The organism is Roseiarcus fermentans (assembly GCF_003315135.1).
Lineage (GTDB): Bacteria > Pseudomonadota > Alphaproteobacteria > Rhizobiales > Beijerinckiaceae > Roseiarcus > Roseiarcus fermentans.
This window is the reverse complement of the sequence record NZ_QNRK01000054.1, coordinates 15,835-35,390: the sequence shown is the minus strand read 5'-3', so window position 1 is coordinate 35,390 and position 19,556 is coordinate 15,835. Positions and strand designations below refer to the sequence as shown.

General features: G+C 63.2%; 13 protein-coding genes and 3 pseudogenes. 7 read left to right on the top strand and 9 right to left on the bottom strand.

All coding sequences use genetic code 11. From position 1 onward, the window contains the following. Positions 1-397: 397 nt before the first annotated feature. The 8 genes and pseudogenes from DFR50_RS33230 to DFR50_RS29570 all read right to left on the bottom strand — a co-directional run. A pseudogene (locus DFR50_RS33230) lies at positions 398-528 on the bottom strand (O-methyltransferase); the annotation flags it as partial. A 234-nt stretch (positions 529-762) separates the two neighbouring features. Then, positions 763-1,953 (bottom strand): acyl-CoA dehydrogenase, encoded by a 1,191-nt coding sequence (locus tag DFR50_RS29600; RefSeq protein ID WP_113893653.1) that lies wholly within the window; start codon positions 1,951-1,953, stop codon positions 763-765. A 38-nt stretch (positions 1,954-1,991) separates the two neighbouring features. Continuing rightward, positions 1,992-3,665: an electron transfer flavoprotein-ubiquinone oxidoreductase gene (locus DFR50_RS29595; protein ID WP_113893649.1), complete on the bottom strand. Its 1,674-nt coding sequence runs from the start codon at positions 3,663-3,665 to the stop codon at positions 1,992-1,994. A 51-nt stretch (positions 3,666-3,716) separates the two neighbouring features. After that, positions 3,717-5,261, bottom strand: a complete 1,545-nt coding sequence (locus DFR50_RS29590; protein ID WP_113893647.1) for an MEDS domain-containing protein — start codon at positions 5,259-5,261, stop codon at positions 3,717-3,719. A gap of 64 nt (positions 5,262-5,325) precedes the next feature. Beyond that, entirely contained in the window at positions 5,326-6,981 is a 1,656-nt protein-coding gene (locus DFR50_RS29585) for a (2,3-dihydroxybenzoyl)adenylate synthase (protein ID WP_113893645.1), read from the bottom strand. Between the two features lie 81 nt (positions 6,982-7,062). Next, positions 7,063-8,487, bottom strand: coding sequence for an oxidoreductase (locus tag DFR50_RS29580; RefSeq protein ID WP_113893643.1), 1,425 nt, complete (start codon positions 8,485-8,487; stop codon positions 7,063-7,065). A 39-nt stretch (positions 8,488-8,526) separates the two neighbouring features. Beyond that, positions 8,527-9,321 carry an SDR family NAD(P)-dependent oxidoreductase gene (locus tag DFR50_RS29575; RefSeq protein ID WP_113893641.1) on the bottom strand — a complete coding sequence of 265 codons (795 nt, stop codon included), beginning with the start codon at positions 9,319-9,321 and terminating at the stop codon, positions 8,527-8,529. A gap of 452 nt (positions 9,322-9,773) precedes the next feature. After that, positions 9,774-10,676, bottom strand: a complete 903-nt coding sequence (locus DFR50_RS29570) for a LysR family transcriptional regulator (protein ID WP_113893639.1) — start codon at positions 10,674-10,676, stop codon at positions 9,774-9,776. Positions 10,677-11,128: 452 nt separating this feature from the next. Between DFR50_RS29570 and DFR50_RS29565 the strand changes: the two genes are divergently transcribed. The 7 genes and pseudogenes from DFR50_RS29565 (at position 11,129) to DFR50_RS29540 (ending at position 18,629) form a co-directional block, all read left to right on the top strand. Continuing rightward, positions 11,129-11,476: a hypothetical protein gene (locus tag DFR50_RS29565; protein ID WP_113893637.1), complete on the top strand. Its 348-nt coding sequence runs from the start codon at positions 11,129-11,131 to the stop codon at positions 11,474-11,476. Next, positions 11,473-12,291 (top strand): enoyl-CoA hydratase family protein, encoded by an 819-nt coding sequence (locus tag DFR50_RS29560; RefSeq protein WP_113893635.1) that lies wholly within the window; start codon positions 11,473-11,475, stop codon positions 12,289-12,291. Before DFR50_RS29565 ends, DFR50_RS29560 begins: the two co-directional genes overlap by 4 nt. Next, positions 12,180-12,614, top strand: a pseudogene (locus DFR50_RS33495) (acyl-CoA dehydrogenase family protein); the annotation flags it as partial. The gene DFR50_RS29560 and the pseudogene DFR50_RS33495, both read left to right, overlap by 112 nt. 114 nt (positions 12,615-12,728) lie before the next feature. Further along, a complete protein-coding gene (locus tag DFR50_RS33490; RefSeq protein ID WP_342634590.1) occupies positions 12,729-13,487 on the top strand; it encodes an acyl-CoA dehydrogenase family protein in 759 nt (252 codons plus the stop codon). A 289-nt stretch (positions 13,488-13,776) separates the two neighbouring features. Further along, on the top strand, positions 13,777-16,788 hold the full coding sequence (gltA, locus tag DFR50_RS29550; protein WP_113893631.1) for an NADPH-dependent glutamate synthase: 3,012 nt from the start codon (positions 13,777-13,779) through the stop codon (positions 16,786-16,788). 461 nt (positions 16,789-17,249) lie between these two features. Further along, positions 17,250-17,495: a MucR family transcriptional regulator gene (locus tag DFR50_RS29545; RefSeq protein ID WP_113893664.1), complete on the top strand. Its 246-nt coding sequence runs from the start codon at positions 17,250-17,252 to the stop codon at positions 17,493-17,495. Positions 17,496-17,549: 54 nt separating this feature from the next. After that, positions 17,550-18,629: an IS630 family transposase gene (locus DFR50_RS29540; protein ID WP_113893629.1), complete on the top strand. Its 1,080-nt coding sequence runs from the start codon at positions 17,550-17,552 to the stop codon at positions 18,627-18,629. 369 nt (positions 18,630-18,998) lie between these two features. Here the strand turns inward: DFR50_RS29540 and DFR50_RS32700 are convergent. Continuing rightward, positions 18,999-19,367, bottom strand: a pseudogene (locus DFR50_RS32700) (helix-turn-helix domain-containing protein); the annotation flags it as partial. Between the last annotated feature and the right edge of the window lie 189 nt (positions 19,368-19,556).

Sequence of the window (19,556 nt, the reverse complement as noted above, 5' to 3'; positions counted from 1 at the left end):
CATCAATAGTGAGAATTCTGCCAGATGCAATTCTCACTATTGATGGATATTGCCGAAAATGTTTTCAAATTCTCACACCAAGATGGCTCCTGACAGGCGGAACATCCACGACAATTTCGTTCCAGGCGTTGCCGTCCCGCGCCACGTCAACTACGATGGGCCTCAGTGGCTTCTGCACGTTTTCACCGTTCCTACCCGTAAGGATATCGACGTCTTGTCCCGGCGGGTCCACGAGCTGATGGTGGTCACCAGGAAGCTGACAGAAGAGAAGGTGACCCACGGCCGCGGGCGAGCGCACAGTGCGCATGGGGCGAAGGCCGCGTAAATTCGCCCAACGCGGGCACGTCTGGTGGCTTCGGGTCCATCAGGTCCGGGAGGGAGGCCCCCTATCTGTAGAGGCGCCTCCGCCCAGGCGGCTCTCGAGTAGCGACAAGATTTCCGGATAAGGCGACTTCGCGCCGTCAAGCAGGACGAGGTCGATCGCGTCCGGGAGATCGACCTGAGCGTCTCGATCGCGTCCCCCTCGCGCGTCCTGCGGCCATCAGGTTGGCGCCAATTCGCTGAAAGACGGTAACTCCCAAGCATCCCCTCTTTGTTGGCGATGACGCCGGCTTGGAACACGCCACGATGAGAAGGAAGGTGAATCGCTACGCGAACGAACCCGAATCGAACAACTCAACGGTGGCGACGCGAGGCCACTCTTCTCGCCAAGACGAGGGGGTGCTTGGGTTACGAAAGACGACAATTTGGGGGGTGAGGCTGCTAGGTGAACGCGGGAATCCCCGTGATCGCCCGCCCGAGGATGAGCGCGTGGATGTCGTGCGTCCCCTCATAGGTGTTGACGACTTCGAGGTTGACGAGGTGGCGCGCGACGCCGAACTCGTCACTGACGCCATTTCCGCCCATCATGTCCCGGGCCATGCGGGCGATGTCGAGCGCCTTGCCGCAATTGTTGCGTTTCAGGATCGAGGTGAGCTCGACCGGGGCTGCGCCTTCCTCCCTCAGCCGGCCAAGGCGCAAGGCGCCCTGGAGGCCGAGCGCGATCTCGGAGAGCATGTCGGCGAGCTTCTTCTGGATGAGCTGGTTCGCGGCGAGCGGCCGGCCGAACTGCTTGCGGTCGAGGACGTACTGCCGGACGCGCGAAAAACAGTCCTCGGCCGCGCCCATCGCGCCCCAGCAAATGCCGTAGCGGGCGCTGTTGAGGCAGGTGAAGGGGCCCTTGAGGCCTCGCACATCGGCAAACGCATTCTCCTCGGGGCAGAACGCCTCGTCGAGGACGATCTCGCCGGTGATCGACGTTCTGAGCCCGATCTTTCCGTGGATCGCAGGCGCGCTGAGGCCGTTCGATCCCTTTTCGAGCACGAAGCCGCGGATGTCCCCTGAGTCGTCCTTGGCCCAGACGACGAAGACGTCGGCGATCGGGCTGTTGCTGATCCAGGTCTTGGCGCCCGAGATCCGGTAACCGCCGTCGACCTTTCGCGCCCGCGTCACCATGCCGCCGGGATCGGAGCCGAAATTCGGCTCGGTGAGGCCGAAGCAGCCGATCCATTCTCCGGTCGCGAGCTTCGGAAGGTATTTCCGCTTCATCGCCTCGCTTCCGAACTCGAAGATCGGCAGCATGACCAGCGACGACTGCACGCTCATCATCGAGCGGTAGCCGGAATCGACCCGCTCGATCTCGCGCGCGATCAGGCCGTAGCTGACGTAGCCGAGTCCCGCGCCGCCGTACGCCTCCGGGATCGTGGCGCCGAGCAGGCCAAGCTCGCCCATTCCGCGAAAAACGCCAACATCCGCCTTCTCGTGACGGAACGCCTCCTGCGTCTTTGGCAGCAGCTCCTTTTGCGCGAAGGCGCGTGCGGCGTCGCGCACCGCCCGCTCGTCGGCCGTCAGCTGGCTCTCGATAAGGAGCGGATCGTCCCACAGGAACGACGCAAGGGGCGACTGGGAAGTCATGGGGACGCTCCTTCGTGGAAAAAGGATGGCTCTCGTCGTCACATGCCCGAATAGTTCGGGCCGCCGCCGCCCTCGGGCGCGACCCAGACGATGTTCTGCGTCGGATCCTTGATGTCGCAGGTCTTGCAGTGGACGCAGTTCTGCGCGTTGATCACCAGGCGCTCGGCGCCCTCGTCGTTCTTGACGAATTCGTAGACGCCGGCGGGACAGTAGCGCTGCTCGGGGCCGGCGTAGCGCGCGAGATTCACCTCGACCGGAACGGCCGGGTCCTTCAGCGTCAGGTGCGGCGGCTGATCCTCCTCGTGATTGACGTTGCCGACGAAGACCGACGACAGCCGGTCGAAGGTCAGCGTCCCGTCCGGCTTCGGATAGTCGATCCGCGGGAATTCGGCGGCGGGCTTCAGACAGGCGCTGTCGGGCTTGGCGGTGTGGATCGTCCAGGGCGGCGAACGCACCCCGATCTTCGGCAGGAGCCAGTGCTCGACGCCGGTCATCAGCTGCCCGACGAGCGGCCCCTTCTTGAACCAGGGCTTGAAGTTGCGGCTCTGCTTCAGCTCATCGTGGAGCCAGCTCTTGTGGAAGAGCTCGGGGAAAGCGGCGAGTTCGTCGCCCGAGCGGCCAGCCGCGATCGCCGCGGCGACCGCCTCGGCCGCCAGCATCCCGCTCTTGATCGCGGCGTGGCTGCCCTTGACGCGCGCCGCGTTCATGAAGCCGGCGTCGCAGCCGACGAGCGCGCCGCCGGGAAAGACGAGCTTGGGCAGCGCCTGCAAGCCGCCGTTGTTGATCGCCCGCGCGCCGTAGGAGAGCCGCTTGCCGCCCTCGATATGCGCGCGGATCGCCGGATGCGTCTTCCAGCGCTGTGTCTCCTCGAAAGGATTGAGCCAGGGGTTCGAATAGTCGAGCCCGAGGACGAAGCCGACCGAGACGAGCTTGCCCTCGAGGTGATAGAGGAACCCGCCGCCGAACGTCGTCTTGTCCATCGGCCAGCCGGCGGTGTGCATGACCCGGCCGGGCTCCGCCTTGTCGTCGGGAACCTCCCACAATTCCTTGACGCCGATGGCGTAGGTCTGCGGGTCGCGGCCGTCGGCGAGCTTGAAGCGGTCGAGGAGCTGGCGTCCGAGCTGCCCGCGCGCGCCCTCTGCGAAGATCGTGTAGCGGCCGGTGAGCTCCATCCCGAGCTGGAACGACTCCTTCGGCTCGCCGTCCTTGCCGACGCCGAGGTTCCCGGTCGCCACGCCGCGCACCGAGCCGTCGTCCGCGTAGAGGATCTCGGCGGCGGCGAAGCCCGGAAAAATCTCGACGCCGAGCGCCTCCGCCTGCTCGGCGAGCCACTTCACGACATAGCCGAGGCGGACGATGTAGCAGCCGTGATTGTGAAAGTTGCGCGGAACGAGCGCGTCGGGAATGCGCCGCGACCCCTTCTCCGAGAGGATCAGGACGTCGTCGCCGACGACCGGCTGGTTGAGCGGCGCGCCGCGTTCCTTCCAGTCGGGCAAAAGCTCGGTGAGAGCATGCGGATCCATCACCGCGCCCGACAGGATGTGCGCGCCCGGCTCAGAGCCCTTCTCCAGGACGATGACCGAGAGGTCGGCGTTCAGCTGCTTCAGGCGGATCGCGGTCGCAAGGCCCGCCGGGCCCGCGCCGACGATCACCACGTCGTAGGCCATTGTCTGGCGTGGCCCGAATTGTTCGAGAATGTCCTTGGGCGTCATTCTGGGTGATCTTCGTTCCGCCTCCGCCGCACGATCAGCTGCTGATCCGCCTCAGGACGCGAGTTGCTGGAACAGGCTTCGCGTGTCGGGCGAAGGGGTCCTGTCCTCATACCGCTTCAGTGCGCCACAGCACAGCTGGTACTGCCGTTTCAAGGCATCGTGGCGGCCGCTGCCGTGGAATCCTCGCATGATCTCCCGGTGCGCGTGTTCGAAGCACGGGTCGATGTCGAGCGCTCGCAACGCGTAGGAGAGAGAGCGCTCAACATTCCCCCGCTGGCGGTGGAGCGTCGCCATGTTTGTAAGCATCTTGACGTAGATGCCTTCCAACCAGTATCGGCGACTCCAGCACCAATCATGATCGACACTCTGCACATATTGAGCAGGGATATCGGAGAACAAGGAGCCAGTATAAATCTTTTCCGCGGCAGAATGAATCGCCATAGAATCTTCTAAATTGCCTTGTAGTAAGAGAATATCACCACGCCGGGCGAATTCCTCAAATACCGGAACATCAATCCAGGCGCCATCTGGTAGATTTAGAAAGTAACGATGATCCTGAGCTAATACGTATGGCGACGCTCTGCTCGTCGTCAACTCGGGACTTAGGGCAATGCGCAGACAATGGACCGTGTGATAGAGCCGGTTAAGACTTTGACCGGCGTGTTCGGCTTCGGGCCAGAGCAAATCGGCGATCTCCTCAAAGCACGCCCCACGCCGTCCGCGTTGCAGAAGGTAAGCGAACAGCGTTTTCGTCTTCGCAGTCGCTCCGTTGACGGTGTTCCACCGCACTTGCGAGCCGTCCTCGCGGAATATCCGCAAATTGCCAAAACAACGGATTTTCCAGCGGTGGCGCGGCGCCGGTGCGAAGTCATAGGGAGCCAACTGGTCGCCCCCAGACGCGCGGCGACGCGCATGTTCGCCTGGCGTGGTCAAAAGCGTGGTCGAAGCATTGTGACCCGAACGTTTCAGATCGGAAATAGAGACGGCCGGCGGCGACCACCAATTCACTGCCATCTTCGGCCCCAGATTTTCCAGCCAACATCCCAACTTTTCGGCGGGATCGCCGGATAAGAATGCGTCCGGCCGCAGAAAATGAGGATTGCGGCACAGGCCTGCTGAGGTGAAGATGAAACGATGCGTCTGCAACGCGTCGAGGATCATGGAATCCGGAAACAGGCGCAAGTTGTAAACACAAATGACGCTCAGCGGCGGGCGACGAGTGGCCGCTTCGATAGCCGTCTCGAACTCTCCCTGGTGGGCAATTCCGGACGGGGTATTGAGCATCCAGCTCATGTCGATGACCGCCAGTAGCCCGCTGTTGCCCTCAGCCTTGGCGTCTTCGGCCAGTTTGAGGATGAGTGTGATGATCGTCTTTACGGAAATCGGCGTTTCGTACATGGCGACGGACGCGGAATCGATGACTCTCGCGTCGGTCGCTTGTTCGCAGACGCCGTTGATGCCCTCGATCGGACGACGATCCGTGAAGTAGCGCCAGACTGCGCCTGCCCGCTCGGCGGCTTCGAGAGGGAGCCTCAACCGGTTCCACAGCTCATCGGATGTCTCGTAGAGGACCACTGCATGGAAACCCTTGTCCACAACTTCCTCCCGCCTATTTTTGATTTGTTATGAGGATCCTAGGCGTCCCAGTTTCTGTGACGGTTCATTGGCGATCATGAAGCCGCTCCGAAGCGAGATGATCGGCCAAAGCTTCCCGCAGATTGCGCCGCAATATCTTTCCTGCGGGACTGATGGGCATTTCCTTCACCAATTCTAGACGCTCGGGCATCTTGAAACGCGCGATTTCTTTGTCTTTGAGAAACGCGCTCATCTCCGCCAGCGTCAGCGTGTAACCGCGTCGAAGCACGACCACGGCGCATGCCTTTTCAATGAATACGTCGTCGGGGATAGCGACGACACATGCGGTCTCGATCGCCGGATGGGTCAGCAGATGGTTCTCGACCTCTGCGCAACTGATCATTTCGCCGCCGCGGTTGATCAGGTCCTTGATGCGACCTTCCACGTAAAGATAACCGTCCCTGCGGGATACGACGTCGCCGGTTCGGTAGAATCCGTCGGTGGTGAACGCCTTGGCATTGATTTCTGGCGCGTTATAGTAGCCCTGGATCGTATACGGGCCACGGACCAGCAATTCCCCGGCGGACCCATCGGGAAGATCTTGATCCGAAGGATTGACGATTCGGATCTCGTCGTACTCCGACACCGGTCGCCCCGAACTGTTCATACGCAATGCCTCCGCATCCGCCAGTCGGCTCATGCAGAGCAGGCCTTCGGCAGTGCCGAAGCTCTCCTGATACGTGCATTGGAACTGCTGCTCGACCCTGCGCCGAAGCTCCGGCGCGAGCCTGGCGCCGCCGCTCATGAAGACCTTCAATGAACTGAGGTCGTGACGATCAAAGAGATCGCTTCCCAGCCATCTCGACACCAGCGGCCCGGCGGAACTCACGACGGTGACGCGTTCCCTTTCGATCAAGGGAAAGACGACATCCGCCGTCGTCGCGGGAGAAAGGATCACGACGCCGCCGGCGACGAGCGTTCCCAAGATCCCCGGGGCTCCCAGCGTGTAGTTGTGACCTGCCGGCAGGACGCCGAGAAACACGGTATCTGCGTCAAGGCCCGCAGCCTTGCCGCTCTGTTCGACGCCGCAGAGATAATCGGCGTGCGTGCGCGGAATGAGCTTGGACAGCCCTGTCGTGCCGCCAGACAGCAGCATCAGGGCAACCTCTTCCGGTCGCGGAAGCGGACATTCTTCCAGCGAGAGTTGCGCCGGTTCTTCCGGTCGATCCCGTCTCGGCGACAATTCGATCTGATCGCGGAACGGTTCTCCATCGATGATAAGATGACGCAGGACCGGACAGCGCGAGGCCACTTCGCGCGCCATGACGCGATAATCGAATCCCTTCGCCTCCTCGGGGGTCATCAACGCGACCGCTCCGCTGCTGCGGACGAAATGCTCTATTTCCGTCCGACGGTGCGCGGGCAAGGCCATGACGGGGATCGCTCCGATCCGCATCAACGCAAGGAACGCCTCGATGAACTTGATGCTGTTGGCGAGCTGGAACACCACCCTGTCGAGAGGGCGAAGACCGAGACCGTGCAGACGCGCGGCAAGTCGCTCGGCGTTGCTCAGCAGGTCTCGATAGGATCGGCGACCTGTAGCGTCGACGACTGCCGCCTTGCCCGGGTTCGACCGAGCGGCGGCGGAAACCGCCTCGAAGATGGAGAGCGTCCCCCAGCATCCCGCGTTCCTGTAACGGCGCGCACTGTCTTCAGGCCAATCGACGCATCCTTCCAGCATTTCCTCTCTCCGCGTGACGTCACCCTTGCGGCAAGACGCGCAGCCTTGGCGACATCGCGCCGCGGCGCGTGGGCGCATCCATTAGGACAGATAGTCGGGCATCGGGACATCGACCTTGGCGGACAGCGCACTGGCGCTCGCATGACCGTCGGCGGCGTGCGCGCGTACCTGATAGGTGTATTGCTTTCCGCCGATCACGGTCGTGTCGGTCCAGTTCGTGAGCTTGGTCGCCTCAACGAGATTTGCCGGATCGGAACCTGTCGAGCGGTAGACGTCGAACAAGGTCGCGCCCGGAACCTTGTTCCAGCTCAAGGACACCTGAGAACTGGTCGCTGTCGCAACAATCTTGTCCGAACCCTCGAACGCCGGCGCCGCAGCAGGCTCATCTCTGGCCGCCTGGAGCGACCCTCTCGGCCACAGATTGCAGATCACCGGCTTGTGCGTCCCGTCGAGTTGCTTGCACACGTTGCAATAGTCGCATTGAACAATGTCCGCCGTCCGGCCGCTCCTAACCTTGTTGGGCCACGCCGGATCGGCGAGCAGACCCCGCGCAATGCCCACGATATCCGCACTGCCCGACGTCAAGACGCGCTCCGCGTCCGCCGGATCGGAGAGTTTTCCGGCGATTGCGACCGGAGATGAGCAACCGTGCGCGACCAGGTGCGCCTTTATCTCGGCCGCGAGATTGACGTGCAGCGCCCGCGGCAACCAGGCGCCAGGCATGCAGCGATCGCCGGAATATCCCGAGTACGGGAAGAGGACCTGACCTGGCGTGTGGACCGCATCCTCGAACTTGCCGCCGACCGAAAGCGAAAGATAGTCAAAGCCCAATTCGGAGAACCGCTGTGCGATCAGTTTGGACTCATCGACGGTGTAGCCGTTCTTGATGAATTCCTCGGCGTTGAGCCGGACGCAGACGGGGAACTCCACCCCGACGCGGCGACGGACGCTCTTCATGACGCGACCGATCAGGCGCAGGCGACCCTCGAGCGTCGTGCCGCCGTATTCGTCGGTGCGCGGATTTGTCCGCGAGAGGAATGACGAGAGTGTGTAGGCATGCGCCGAGTGGAGCTCCAGGCCGTCGAAGCCGGCTTCCCGGACGCGTCCTGCGGCGGCGCCGAATTGATCGATGATCTCTTCGATCTGCTCGGAAGAGAGAGTGTCGATCGTCTGGCGCCATCCGGTCTTCGCGACCTTCATGAAATGAATAATCTGGGGAACGACTTTTGAATCCGAAGCGCCGTGGATTCGCTTCGTGAGCTCACGCAGGCCGGGAATGAACTGATCGTCGCTGACCCGCAGCAGCGAGCCCGATTTGTTGGTATGGATCGCCATAGCTTCGACAACGATCAATCCGACCCCGCCCTCGGCATAGGCGACGTAGCGGTCGACGATGTCCTGATTTACCAGGCCGTCCTCGCGGCAGAGATGGGTAACCATCGCCGGAACCATGATGCGGTTGGGAAGGGTCATTCCGTTGATGGTCAAAGGTTCGAACAGTTTCATCGGATCGTCCTCGAACTTGAAAGCCTGGAAGGTGCAAAGTCACATCAGTTCGCCGCCGGCGACCGCAATGCTTTGGCCAGTTATGGACCTCGATCCCGGCAGGCACAGCCAGCCGACGGCTTCAGCCACTTCCTCAGGCTGGATGAGGCGGCCCTGCGGATTGTGAACGACCAGTTGCGCGAGCGCCTGCTCCGCCGTCCGACCCGTCTTGGCGACGATATTGTCTACGGATCTTGTGACGATGTCCGTATCGGTGAAGCCGGGACAAACGGCGTTGACGGTCACGCCGGTCTTGGCCACTTCCATCGCCAACGCACGTGTAAGGCCTATCAAGCCGTGTTTGGCCGCGCAGTAGGCCGTGACATACGCGCATCCCGTCAGGCCGGACGTCGAACTCACATTGACGATCCGACCGAAGCCGGCGGAGATCATCGGCTTCAAGACCTGCTGGGTGCAGAGGAACGCGCTGGTCAGATCGATCGCCAGAACCTCGTTCCACTTGTCGAGGCCCGTCTTCAGGAAAGGCGCGGAATAGGCGATGCCCGCGTTGTTGACGAGGATGGACACGGTTCCGAGTTGTTCGATTGCCGACGAAATGGCGCTTGCGATTTCCTCCGCTCGCGTGAGGTCGGCCACGATCGCGGCCGTCTTGACGCCATGGGCGCTCTCGATTTCCCGCGCGGTTGTTCCAAGCACGCTTGCATCGCGACCGAGCACGCTCACATCTGCGCCGAGACGCGCAAGTTCAGATGCAATCGCCTTGCCGATGCCTCGCCCTCCGCCGGTGACAAAACCATGGCGACCCTGCAGCGGCTTGCCGCTCGGATTCTGCATGCCGGCCTCCCGTTTCTCTTGCGAGGACTCTTGACTTGGTCCGTCTTCAGACAGTTTCGGCCATGACGATTGTGACGTCGGCTTCAACTGCTCGAAATGATAGGTTCCGCGCTCCTGCGATCAAGCCGGCACAACGAATTCATGTCATCCGAAATTCGAATACTTGAACGCCCCCGGGCAGGTGCACGAAAGGTCCCGACATGGGCGCTCAACGGCTCGGCGCGCCCGAGGAGTTCTTTGGACGCCTCGTTCCGCTTGGTCCCAACTGGGATGGCGCAAGCGGGCGCTCATGCGGGGGAAACTAGCTTGATCTGAAGCTTGCCGAGACAGCGCTCATGGACATCGACGCCGAGCCGTTCAGGGGCCTTCCGCATCGGGCAGGCTGCCAAGAAGCCGCTGCCAGATGCTCCGTTCGCGAAGGAAGGAATGATCTTCTTTCGGGAGCAGGCGAACTATTCCTGGTCGGTGCGCAAAACTTTGGAGATGAGACCGCGAAGCCACTGGTTGCCCAAGTCGGTGTGGAAGCGTTCATGCCAGTGCAGTTTGATCGAATATGCCGGCAGCGGCATTGGCGTGGGCAGGATTCGAAACCGACCGTGACCGGTCAGGACCTCGGCGAGACGCTTCGGAATGGTGACAATCAGGTCAGTGCCTTCGACGACAAAGGCCAGGCCGATATAATTTGGGATGCGCAGGGCGACCCGGCGCACAATGCCCTGGCGTGCAAGTTCACGCTCCACGACCGCGTGCCCGGGGCCCGTGCCGATGACCATGGCATGCGTTTCCGTCTGAAATTGATCCAGCGTAAGTGATTTGCGAATTCTTGGGTGGTCGGCCGAAATTAGGCAAACGTAGTGCTGACCGAACATGGTTTTCTGGAAGAACCCTCGTTCCAACTGAGGCAAGAAACCTAGCGCAAGATCCGCGGCGCCCGATTCCAGCATGGTCGGCGTGTCGTCGGAGATCGGAGCAATTTCGATTTCCACCTTGGGCGCCGCTGAACGAATCTCAGTCCAGAGACGCGGCAGAAGAACGAGCTGGCTTATGTCGCTCATGCAAACACGAAACGTCCGTTGCGCCGTCAGAGGATCGAATGCGAAGCGGTGATCGAGCGCCGTTTCGATGGCGACTATGGCGTCTCGAATTGGCTGAACGAGTTCTTGCCCGAGCGCTGTCGGCTCCAGACCCCGGCGCGTGCGTACGAACAAGGGATCATCATAACGCTTCCGAAGCCGAGATAAGGCGATGCTGACTTTCGGCTGACCTAAGCCGAGACTATCGGCCGCGCGACTCACAGACCGAGTCTTGTATATCTCGTCGAAAACATTGAGAAGGCGAAGGTCAATGTCGAGCATTGGATCGGCCTAGTCAATTTTCTCCTATTTGTCACCGGCGACCTGTTGGACGCCTGCGAGACGCCGACTCTTGTTCCCGTGCGGGCGGCGTCGGGCGAGTCGGGCGCGCAGCGATCGCTCCATCCAATGGCCGCCGTCGCCTTCGCCGGCCGCACGACCTTCAATGACGATCGCGCCCGGTCGCTGCACGATCGAAGGCGCCGCACGCGACGATGCTGCGAAGGTGATCGGCGGGGCGCGCGGATCGGGCCTTGACGGCCCTCACGGTGCGGGAGCGGTTCAAGCGCGATCCGCGGGTCGGCGCTTTCTGGGTCATCCGGGGGTCAGACGCCCCCTAAAGGAGGGCTAAAGAGGAGTTGATTGCAATGCCTTCAACGACGCGGGAGATAAGGAAAAAACAGCTCGAGAAAGCCGCGGCGGCAGGAGGAAACGAACAGTGAGGGAGGCAGCCAATGGCGGCGAACAGGGTGCTGTCGCTGCGCGGCATGCAGGACCGTGATGTCGGGCGGTTTGGCGGCGAGGCCGCCAGCCTGGGCAAGCTGCTCCGCATGGAGGCGATGGTTCCGTCCAGCTTCTCCACACGCGCTGAAGCGCTTGATGAGTGCTTGGCGTCCAGCGATCTCCATGCCCCGGTAGCCGAGATTGCCGCCAGCCTGGACTTCGAGGACTTCGCAGCGGTCGATGAAGAGCAGCGGCGTCATTCGCGCGAGGCTCGCCAATGCCGCCAATCCAAGGTCTCCGAGCGACGCCATTCGAGAACGATGCCGGAGCAGGTGACGCCGCCCGGAGCGAGACGATGAGAGAGTTCAAGGCTGTCGACTACAAGGCGCAGCATTTCGGCTGGACGGTCGACAACAAGGTGGCGACCCTCACCCTGAACCGGCCCGAGAAGAAGAACCCGCTGACGTTCGACTCCTACGGCGAACTCCGCGATCTCCTGAACAACCTCGCCTACGCCAAGGACGTGAAGGCCATCGTCCTCACCGGCGCCGGCGGCAATTTCTGCTCCGGCGGCGACGTCCACGAGATCATCGGCCCCCTGATCAAGATGGACATGCCGGGCCTACTCGAATTCACCCGCATGACAGGCGACGTGGTCAAGGCGATGCGCACGGCGCCCCAGCCGATCATCGCCGCCATTGATGGTGTCTGCGCCGGCGCCGGCACGATGCTGGCCTGCGGCTCCGACATCCGGCTGGGCACGGCGCGCAGCAAGGTCGCCTTCCTGTTCGTACGCGTCGGCCTTGCAGGAGCCGACATGGGCGCCTGCACCCTCCTGCCGCGCCTGATCGGCATGAGCCGCGCCGCCGAGCTCCTGTACACAGGACGCGCAATGCCCGGCTCCGAGGCAGAGCGAATCGGTTTCTACAGCTCGCTGCACGCGCCCGAGGATGTGCTGGCGGCGGCCGTTGCGCTGGCGAAAAATCTCGCCGACGGCCCCACCTTCGGCCACGCAATGACGAAGAAAATGCTGTGGCAGGAATGGAGCGCGGCTCTTGGCGAATGCATCGAGGCCGAGGCGCAGGCGCAGGCCATCTGCATGCAGACCAAGGATTTCGAGCGGGCCTACCACGCCTTCGCCACCAAGAAATCTCCAGTTTTCGAGGGCGACTGATGCCGGACGCATCCTTCCTTTCCTGGCCGTTTTTCCACGATTCCCACCGCGCCTTCGCGGCGGCGCTCGAAAGCTGGTCGAAAGAGCGCCTTGGGGAACTTGGCGGCGACGCGCATCGCGCTGGCATGGACGGCGCCGTTCGGCGAATCGTGCGCGAACTCGGCAACGCCGGATTGTTGGGAGCGTGCATTCCCGCGGCCTACGGCGGTCGGGCGGAGACTTTTGACGTCCGCGGCCTCTGTCTCGCGCGAGAGATACTGGCGCGCCGCGATGGCCTTGCGGATTTCGCCTTCGCAATGCAGGGGCTCGGCAGCGGCGCGATCACCCTGTTCGGCAACGCCGCTCAGAGGGCGCGTTTTCTGCCAGCGGTGGGGCGAGGTGAGGCCATAGCTGCGTTCGCCATTTCCGAGCCGCAGGCTGGCTCGGACGTCGGCGCGATGACGACCAAGGCTGTCCATGAGGGCGGCGACTATATCATCGACGGGGCGAAGACCTGGATCTCCAACGCCGGGCTCGCCGACTTCTATACGGTCTTTGCGCGGGTCGGCGACGAGCCCGGACCGAAGGGCATCTCGGCCTTCGTCGTCGAGGCGGGAACGCCGGGCTTGTCGGTCTCGCAGCGGATCGACGTCATTGCGCCCCATCCGTTGGGAGCGCTCGCGTTCAGCCGGTGCCGCGTCCCCGAGGCGAACCTGCTGGGCAAGCCCGGCGAAGGCTTCAAGATCGCCATGTCGGTACTGGACGTGTTCCGCTCCACCGTCGCCGCCGCCGCCCTGGGATTCGCCCGCCGCGCTCTCGACGAGGCGGCTCGGCGAGCGCTCGAACGGCGCATGTTCGGCAAGACGCTGGCCGATTTCCAGCTGACCCGGGCCAAGATCGCGGACATGGCGACGGCAATCGATGCGGCGGCGCTGCTGACCTACCGCGCTGCCTGGGTGAAGGACACGACCGGCGGACGAGTGACCCGCGAGGCGTCGATGGCGAAACTGTTCGCGACGGAGCAGGCACAACAGGTGATCGACCAGGCGGTGCAGATTTTTGGCGGAGCCGGAGTTGTCAGCGGCGCCACGGTCGAAGCGCTCTATCGCGAAATCCGCGCCCTGCGAATCTACGAGGGCGCCAGCGAGGTCCAGAAACTGGTGATCGCCGCGAACGTGCTGGACGACTACAAGCCAAAGGAGCTGCCCTTGACCTAAGAGGCCAAGTCCCCAGGGCCGTTGCTCGGACGACGTGTCGGCTGATCTCGCGCTAGCTGTCGAGGGGGACAAGCGCTGCCATCGCCTGTTCCTCACTTCGCCAGCAGCGAGACGCATTGGCGCATCGAAGCACTCATCCTCGAGCATGAGGCGGCGTTCCCGAGGCGCCGGCTTGCGGCAGCCGACCTGGAAAGCCTGATCGGCTGCGTGAGCGGCTGCAAGAGGGCGTGAACCTCACAACTTTCTGACCCGAGGCGAGCGCTGTCTAGAACACCATGATGGACCAGCCATGTACTCGATCGTCGCCCGCGAAAGGCTTTCCGAGACAACCTTCCTGTGGGAGATCCACGCGCCCGACGTGGCCGCCTCCGCCCTGCCCGGCCATTTCGTCATGTTGCGGCTCTATGACGGCGGCGAACGCATTCCCCTCACCGTCGCCGACTACGATCGCGAACGCGGCACGGTGACTATCGTCGTCCAGGCGCTCGGCAAGACCACCCGCGAAATGCGCGACCGCTACCGGCAAGGCGATGCTTTCTCGGATTTCGTCGGTCCGCTCGGCCAGCCGCAGCGCACCGACCGCGGAGAGACCGGGCCTGGCCATATGGTTTTTGTCGGCGGCGGCCTCGGGGTCGCGCCGGTGTTTCCGCAACTGCGCGCGTTCAAGCAGGCGGGGGCGCATACCACCGCTATCATGGGCTTCCGCACGAGGGATTTGGTGTTCTGGGAGGAAAAGTTCCGCGCATTGGCCGACGAGCTGATTATCTGCACAGACGACGGCAGCTATGGCGAGCCGGGCCAGGTCACTGGCGCACTTGCGCGCATGCTGAAACGCCAAAAGCCGGACGAGGTGATCGCCATCGGCCCCTTGCCGATGATGCGTGCCTGTGTCGAGACCACGCGCGCCTTTGGCGTGAAAACCATGGTGTCCCTCAACACCATCATGGTGGACGGGACGGGCATGTGCGGATCGTGCCGTGTAACAGTCGGGGGCGAAATAAAATTCGCCTGCGTCGACGGCCCGGATTTCGACGGCCATCAGGTCGATTTCGTCGAACTAATCGCGCGGCAGAAGCGCTTCAAGCCCGAGGAAGAAGTCGCGAACAAGAGTTTCGATCATGTCTGCAATCTGGAAAAGGCGCTGGTCGTCGAGGGCAAACGTAACTACAAGAAATATTCGTCTGTAGATCCGCGCCAGACACCTATGCCAGAGCGCGACGCGCACGAACGCGCCGCCAATTTCAGGGAAGTCAATCTCGGCTATTCCGAATCAGACGCGTACAAGGAGGCCGAACGCTGCATCCAATGCGTCGAGCCGACCTGCATCGCCGGCTGTCCCGTGGGCATAGACATTCCCGCCTTCATCCGCCGCCTGCTGGTGCGCGACCTCAATGGCGCGCTTGAAACCATCTACGAGTCGAGCCTGTTTCCTTCGATCTGCGGGCGCGTCTGTCCGCAGGAGACGCAATGCGAGGCCCAGTGCATCGTGCGCAAGTATCGCAAGCACGAACCGGTCGCCATCGGTCGTCTCGAACGCTTCATCGGCGACAATGGGCGGCCGCCGGCGGCCGCGCCGCCGGCGGCCGGATTCGGCCTGGGCGCCGTGGCGATCATCGGCTCTGGTCCCGCTGGCCTCGCCGCAGCGGCCGATTTGACGCGCTTCGGGGCGCACACGACAGTCTATGAGGCGCTGCATGTGCTCGGCGGCGTATTGAAGTATGGCATTCCGTCGTTCCGCCTGCCGCGCGACATCATTGACCGAGAGATCCAGCGCCTTAAGGACATGGGCGTGATCTTCGAGATCAACAAGGTTGTCGGGAAGACGTTCACGATCGAGCAACTGTTGAAAGAGCGCGGCTTCGACGCCGTGTTCATCGCGGCGGGCGCCGGTGCGCCGGCCTTTCTGGGTATACCAGGCGAATTCGCGGGGCGCGTCTATTCCGCAAACGAATTCTTGACGCGCATCAACCTGATGGGCGGCGACCGTTTTCCCTATCTCGACACGCCGATCAGCCTAGGCAAGAGCGTAGTGGTGATCGGCGCGGGCAACACCGCGATGGATTGCTTGCGCGTCGCCAGGCGGATCGGCGCGGAAACCGTGCGCTGCGTCTACCGCCGCTCGCGGGCGGAGGCGCCGGCGCGCGTCGAGGAAATACGACACGCGGAAGAGGAGGGTATCGACTTTCTTTTCCTGCATTCACCGGTCGAGATCAACGTCGACGGCGAGGGCGACGTGCGCAGCATGCGTGTCGAGAAGATGGAGCTCGCCGAACCCGACGAACGCGGGCGCCGCAAGCCGGTTCCAACAGGCGAATGCGTCGACCTCGACTGCGACACGGTTATCTACGCGCTCGGCAACAAAGCCAACCCGATCATCGGCCGATCGACGCCTGGGCTGGCGTTGACCAGCCGGGGCAACATCTCCGCCGACGATTGGACGCAGGCGACCAATCTGCCGGGCGTGTTCGCAGGCGGTGACATCGTCACCGGCGGCGCTACGGTCATCCTCGCCATGAGCGCGGGACGGCGCGCGGCCAAGGCCATCGCCGGCTGGCTGAAATCCGGCAAGCGCGCCTGGCCGGTCGAAACGGCGGATATCGAGGCGCTCACGGCGCCGCCCGGGGCGCTCGCGGCCGATGTCGCCCAGGCGCACTGCCCGAAATGCCATCAGCCGCTCGATGATTCCGAACCCTACATTTGCTGCGCCGACGCACACTTGCAATGGCGCTGCGACGATTGCGCCAAGGTGAGCGAGGCGTTCGCCTTTCCTTATGGCATGTGCCCGCATTGCGGCGGCAAACTGCGCGCGCTCGACCGCGCCGGCGTGACCGGCGAGCGTGCCCTGGCGGCCATCCGCGAGGCCTTCGAGATCGAATTGGGCGGCCATGCGTTTTACGAGCGCGCGGCGCGGGAAACGGACGACGCCGTGCTGCGCGATCTCTTCGGCAAGTTCGCGCAGATGGAGCGCGAGCACATGGCGACGCTGTCGCGGCGTTACCATGTCGCGCTGCCCGAAAATTCCGAGCGGTGGTTCCCCATCGACCGCGCCGCGCTGCTGGCCGGGATCGAAGGCCGGATCGGCGATCCCGATACCTTGTTTCGGGCGGCGATCGCCTTCGAGCGGCGCGCGGTGGAGTTCTTTCAGACCCGGGCGGAAGCGGTCCCGGCGGTTTCGGTCGAACGCCAGCTCTATCGCGAACTCGGCGCGGAGGAAGGCGAGCATGTCGCGCTGCTCCAGACGGAGCTCGCGCGCTGGAGGGCGGGCAAGCCTGGACTGCTGTCCGAGCGCGCCCCGCACTGACCAGCAGGCAAAACGCCGCAGGAGCGATCGTCGCGGGAGAACGCGATTGCCACACCGCGTTCAATTCCGTCGACCGCCACGCCGCCGAGGGCGCGCCGGCAAGGTCTAGCTGATCTTCGGTTCGTCAGGGGTCAAGCGAGAGTGGAAGGTCCGATCAGGCGGATCGGTCGCATTCGTTCGTCGGCGGCGCTTCGAATCCCGATACATGGCCCAGGCACTGATAGTGCGTTTGTCCCAGTCGACACTAACAGCATCTGGTCGCCGCCCCGGCCAACCGGAGGGCAAAGATCGGCTATGCCACGCCGCGACCAAACAGCAATTCGTTTTCGCATAGAAGTGTTACTGTGCGTCGTGAAAACCTGTTGTTCGCGATTCATCGACCTCAATTTCGCTTGTGCGGTGATATAAGTTAGCGCCGAATCAGCCATGGAGATCCTGCCGAATCAGCCATGGAGATCCTAATGTCGGAACCGGACGAAAAGTCGCTTGTCGCTCAAATCCTTTCTTCCTATCTTTCGAACAACACTGTGGCCCCCGCTGATTTGCCATTGGTGATCGACAGTGTGAAGAGGGCCTTCGGCGGTGGCGGCGCGACAACCGTAACCATGCAGGACTCAATCACAGAGCCGCGGAGCTGGGAGCCCGCAGTTTCGATCAAGAAGTCGATCTCCCCCGATTCCATTGCGTGCCTAGTGGATCGCATCTGACATTTGAATCCCAGTAGGGATTCCGGGCGGACTCGCCGCGTGCGAGTCTGCAGTATGCGACCTGGCATCTCGATATCTGTTACGCCCGCCGACCTCGATCGGCTGCGCGCTTTGGTCAAGGACCGCAACGCGCCTCAGAAGCACGTTTGGCGGGCGCAGATCGTATTGCTCAGCGTCGAGGGCGTCGGCACGAACGGGATCATGCGCGAGACGGGCAAATCCAAGACCTGCGTCTGGCGCTGGCAGGAGCGGTTCGCCGTCGAAGGCGTGGACGGGCTGTTGTGCGACAAGACGCGGCCCTCGCGCATCCCGAAGCTCGATCCTTTTGTCGCCGAGCGCGTCGTCGCACTGACCATGGAGGAGCCGCCGCAGGAAGCGACCCACTGGACGGGCGCCGCGATGGCCGAGGCGGCCGGCGTCAGCGCCAGCTCGGTCCAGCGCATCTGGCGGGCTCACGGGCTGCAGCCGCATCGCGTCCGGCAGTTCAAGCTGTCCAACGACCCCGCCTTCGTCGACAAGCTGCGCGACATCGTCGGGCTCTATGTCGATCCCCCGGCGCACGCCGTCGTCCTCTCCGTCGATGAAAAGAGCCAGATCCAGGCGCTCGACCGCACCCAGCCCGGCCTGCCGCTGAAGAAGGGCCGCGCCGGGACGATGACCCACGACTACAAGCGCAACGGGACGACGACCCTGTTCGCCGCCATGAACGTGCTCGACGGAACCGTGATCGGCCAGAACATGCAGCGTCACCGGCATCAGGAGTTCATCCGCTTCCTCAACGCCGTCGAGCGCGAAGTGCCCGCCGGCAAGACGGTCCATGCGATCCTCGACAACTACGCCGCCCACAAGCACCCCGCCGTGCGGCGATGGCTTGTGCGCCATCCACGCTGGACGTTCCACTTCACCCCGACCTCGGCCTCGTGGCTCAACGCTGTCGAGGGCTTCTTCGCCTTCCTGACCAAGCGCCGTCTCAAGCGCGGCGTCTTTCGGTCCGTCACGGACCTCCAGGCCGCCATCAACCGCTTCCTCGACGACCACAACGCCAACCCCAAGCCCTTCAAATGGGTCGCCGATCCCGGCAAAATCATCGCCGCCGCCAGGCGCGGGCACCAAGCGTTAGACTCGATCCACTAGATGCCGCGCTGCGGGCGCTCGTGCGGTCATTTGAATACGAGGACTGGCCTCGAGGTCGCATCGTCTTTGATCGGTCGAAGGACCGATTCACGCTCTAGGTGTGAGCTTTCAGGAGGTTGTCCATTCGGTTTGGACCGTGAACGCTGAAGTCGCCAAACGCCAGCGATTCGCAGAGGACCGAATGGACACCCACAAGAATGCTCCTTTGACGCCCAAAGGTCGAGAGATGATGGTTCGCGCTGTGGTGGACCGGATGTAACACCAAGCGTCTCAGCCACCGTCGCCGACGAGGGTTCCGCCGTCGATTACGATCGTCTGTCCCGTCGTGAAGGCGCCGCCGGGCGAGACGAGCCAGAGAACACTGGCGGCGAACCGCTCAGCGATGACGCGCTTGAGGTCGATGCGACGCCACCGCACGACGCCGTCCTTCTCACGATCCGGGCCGGCCTCGACGATGGCCGCCAACTCGGCCAAATGCTCAGCCGACAGGCGCGGCTTGGGCCCCTCTGTCCAGTTGTTGATGAGCCCCTCAGGCCCCTCGGCGTTGAAGCGATGCACCCAGTCGCGCAGCGTCTGGCGGTCCATGCCGACCCTGGCCGCCGAGGCCCGATCCATCCCGTCCCGCACCGCCGCAAGCGACAACAGTCGGCGGCTCTGGTTGACGTCTTTCGAGCGACGGGCCAGCGCCCGAAGCTCCTCAGCCGAAAACTCCGTTTGCAATTTCACCGCTGACGGCATGGTCCAGCCCTCCATGCCGCCTTGAATTATCACTCCCGCGATTCGGAAACCCCCAGTGAGTCAGCCAGCGGGGCCTTTTGGTATTAGACGGCATTGGTGCCCGCCGTGGTGCCTCGGCGGCGTTTCACCGACGACCGCAGGAGGCGCAGCGGTATCTCGGCAGGCCTTGCGACAGACCCCAGCCGACAA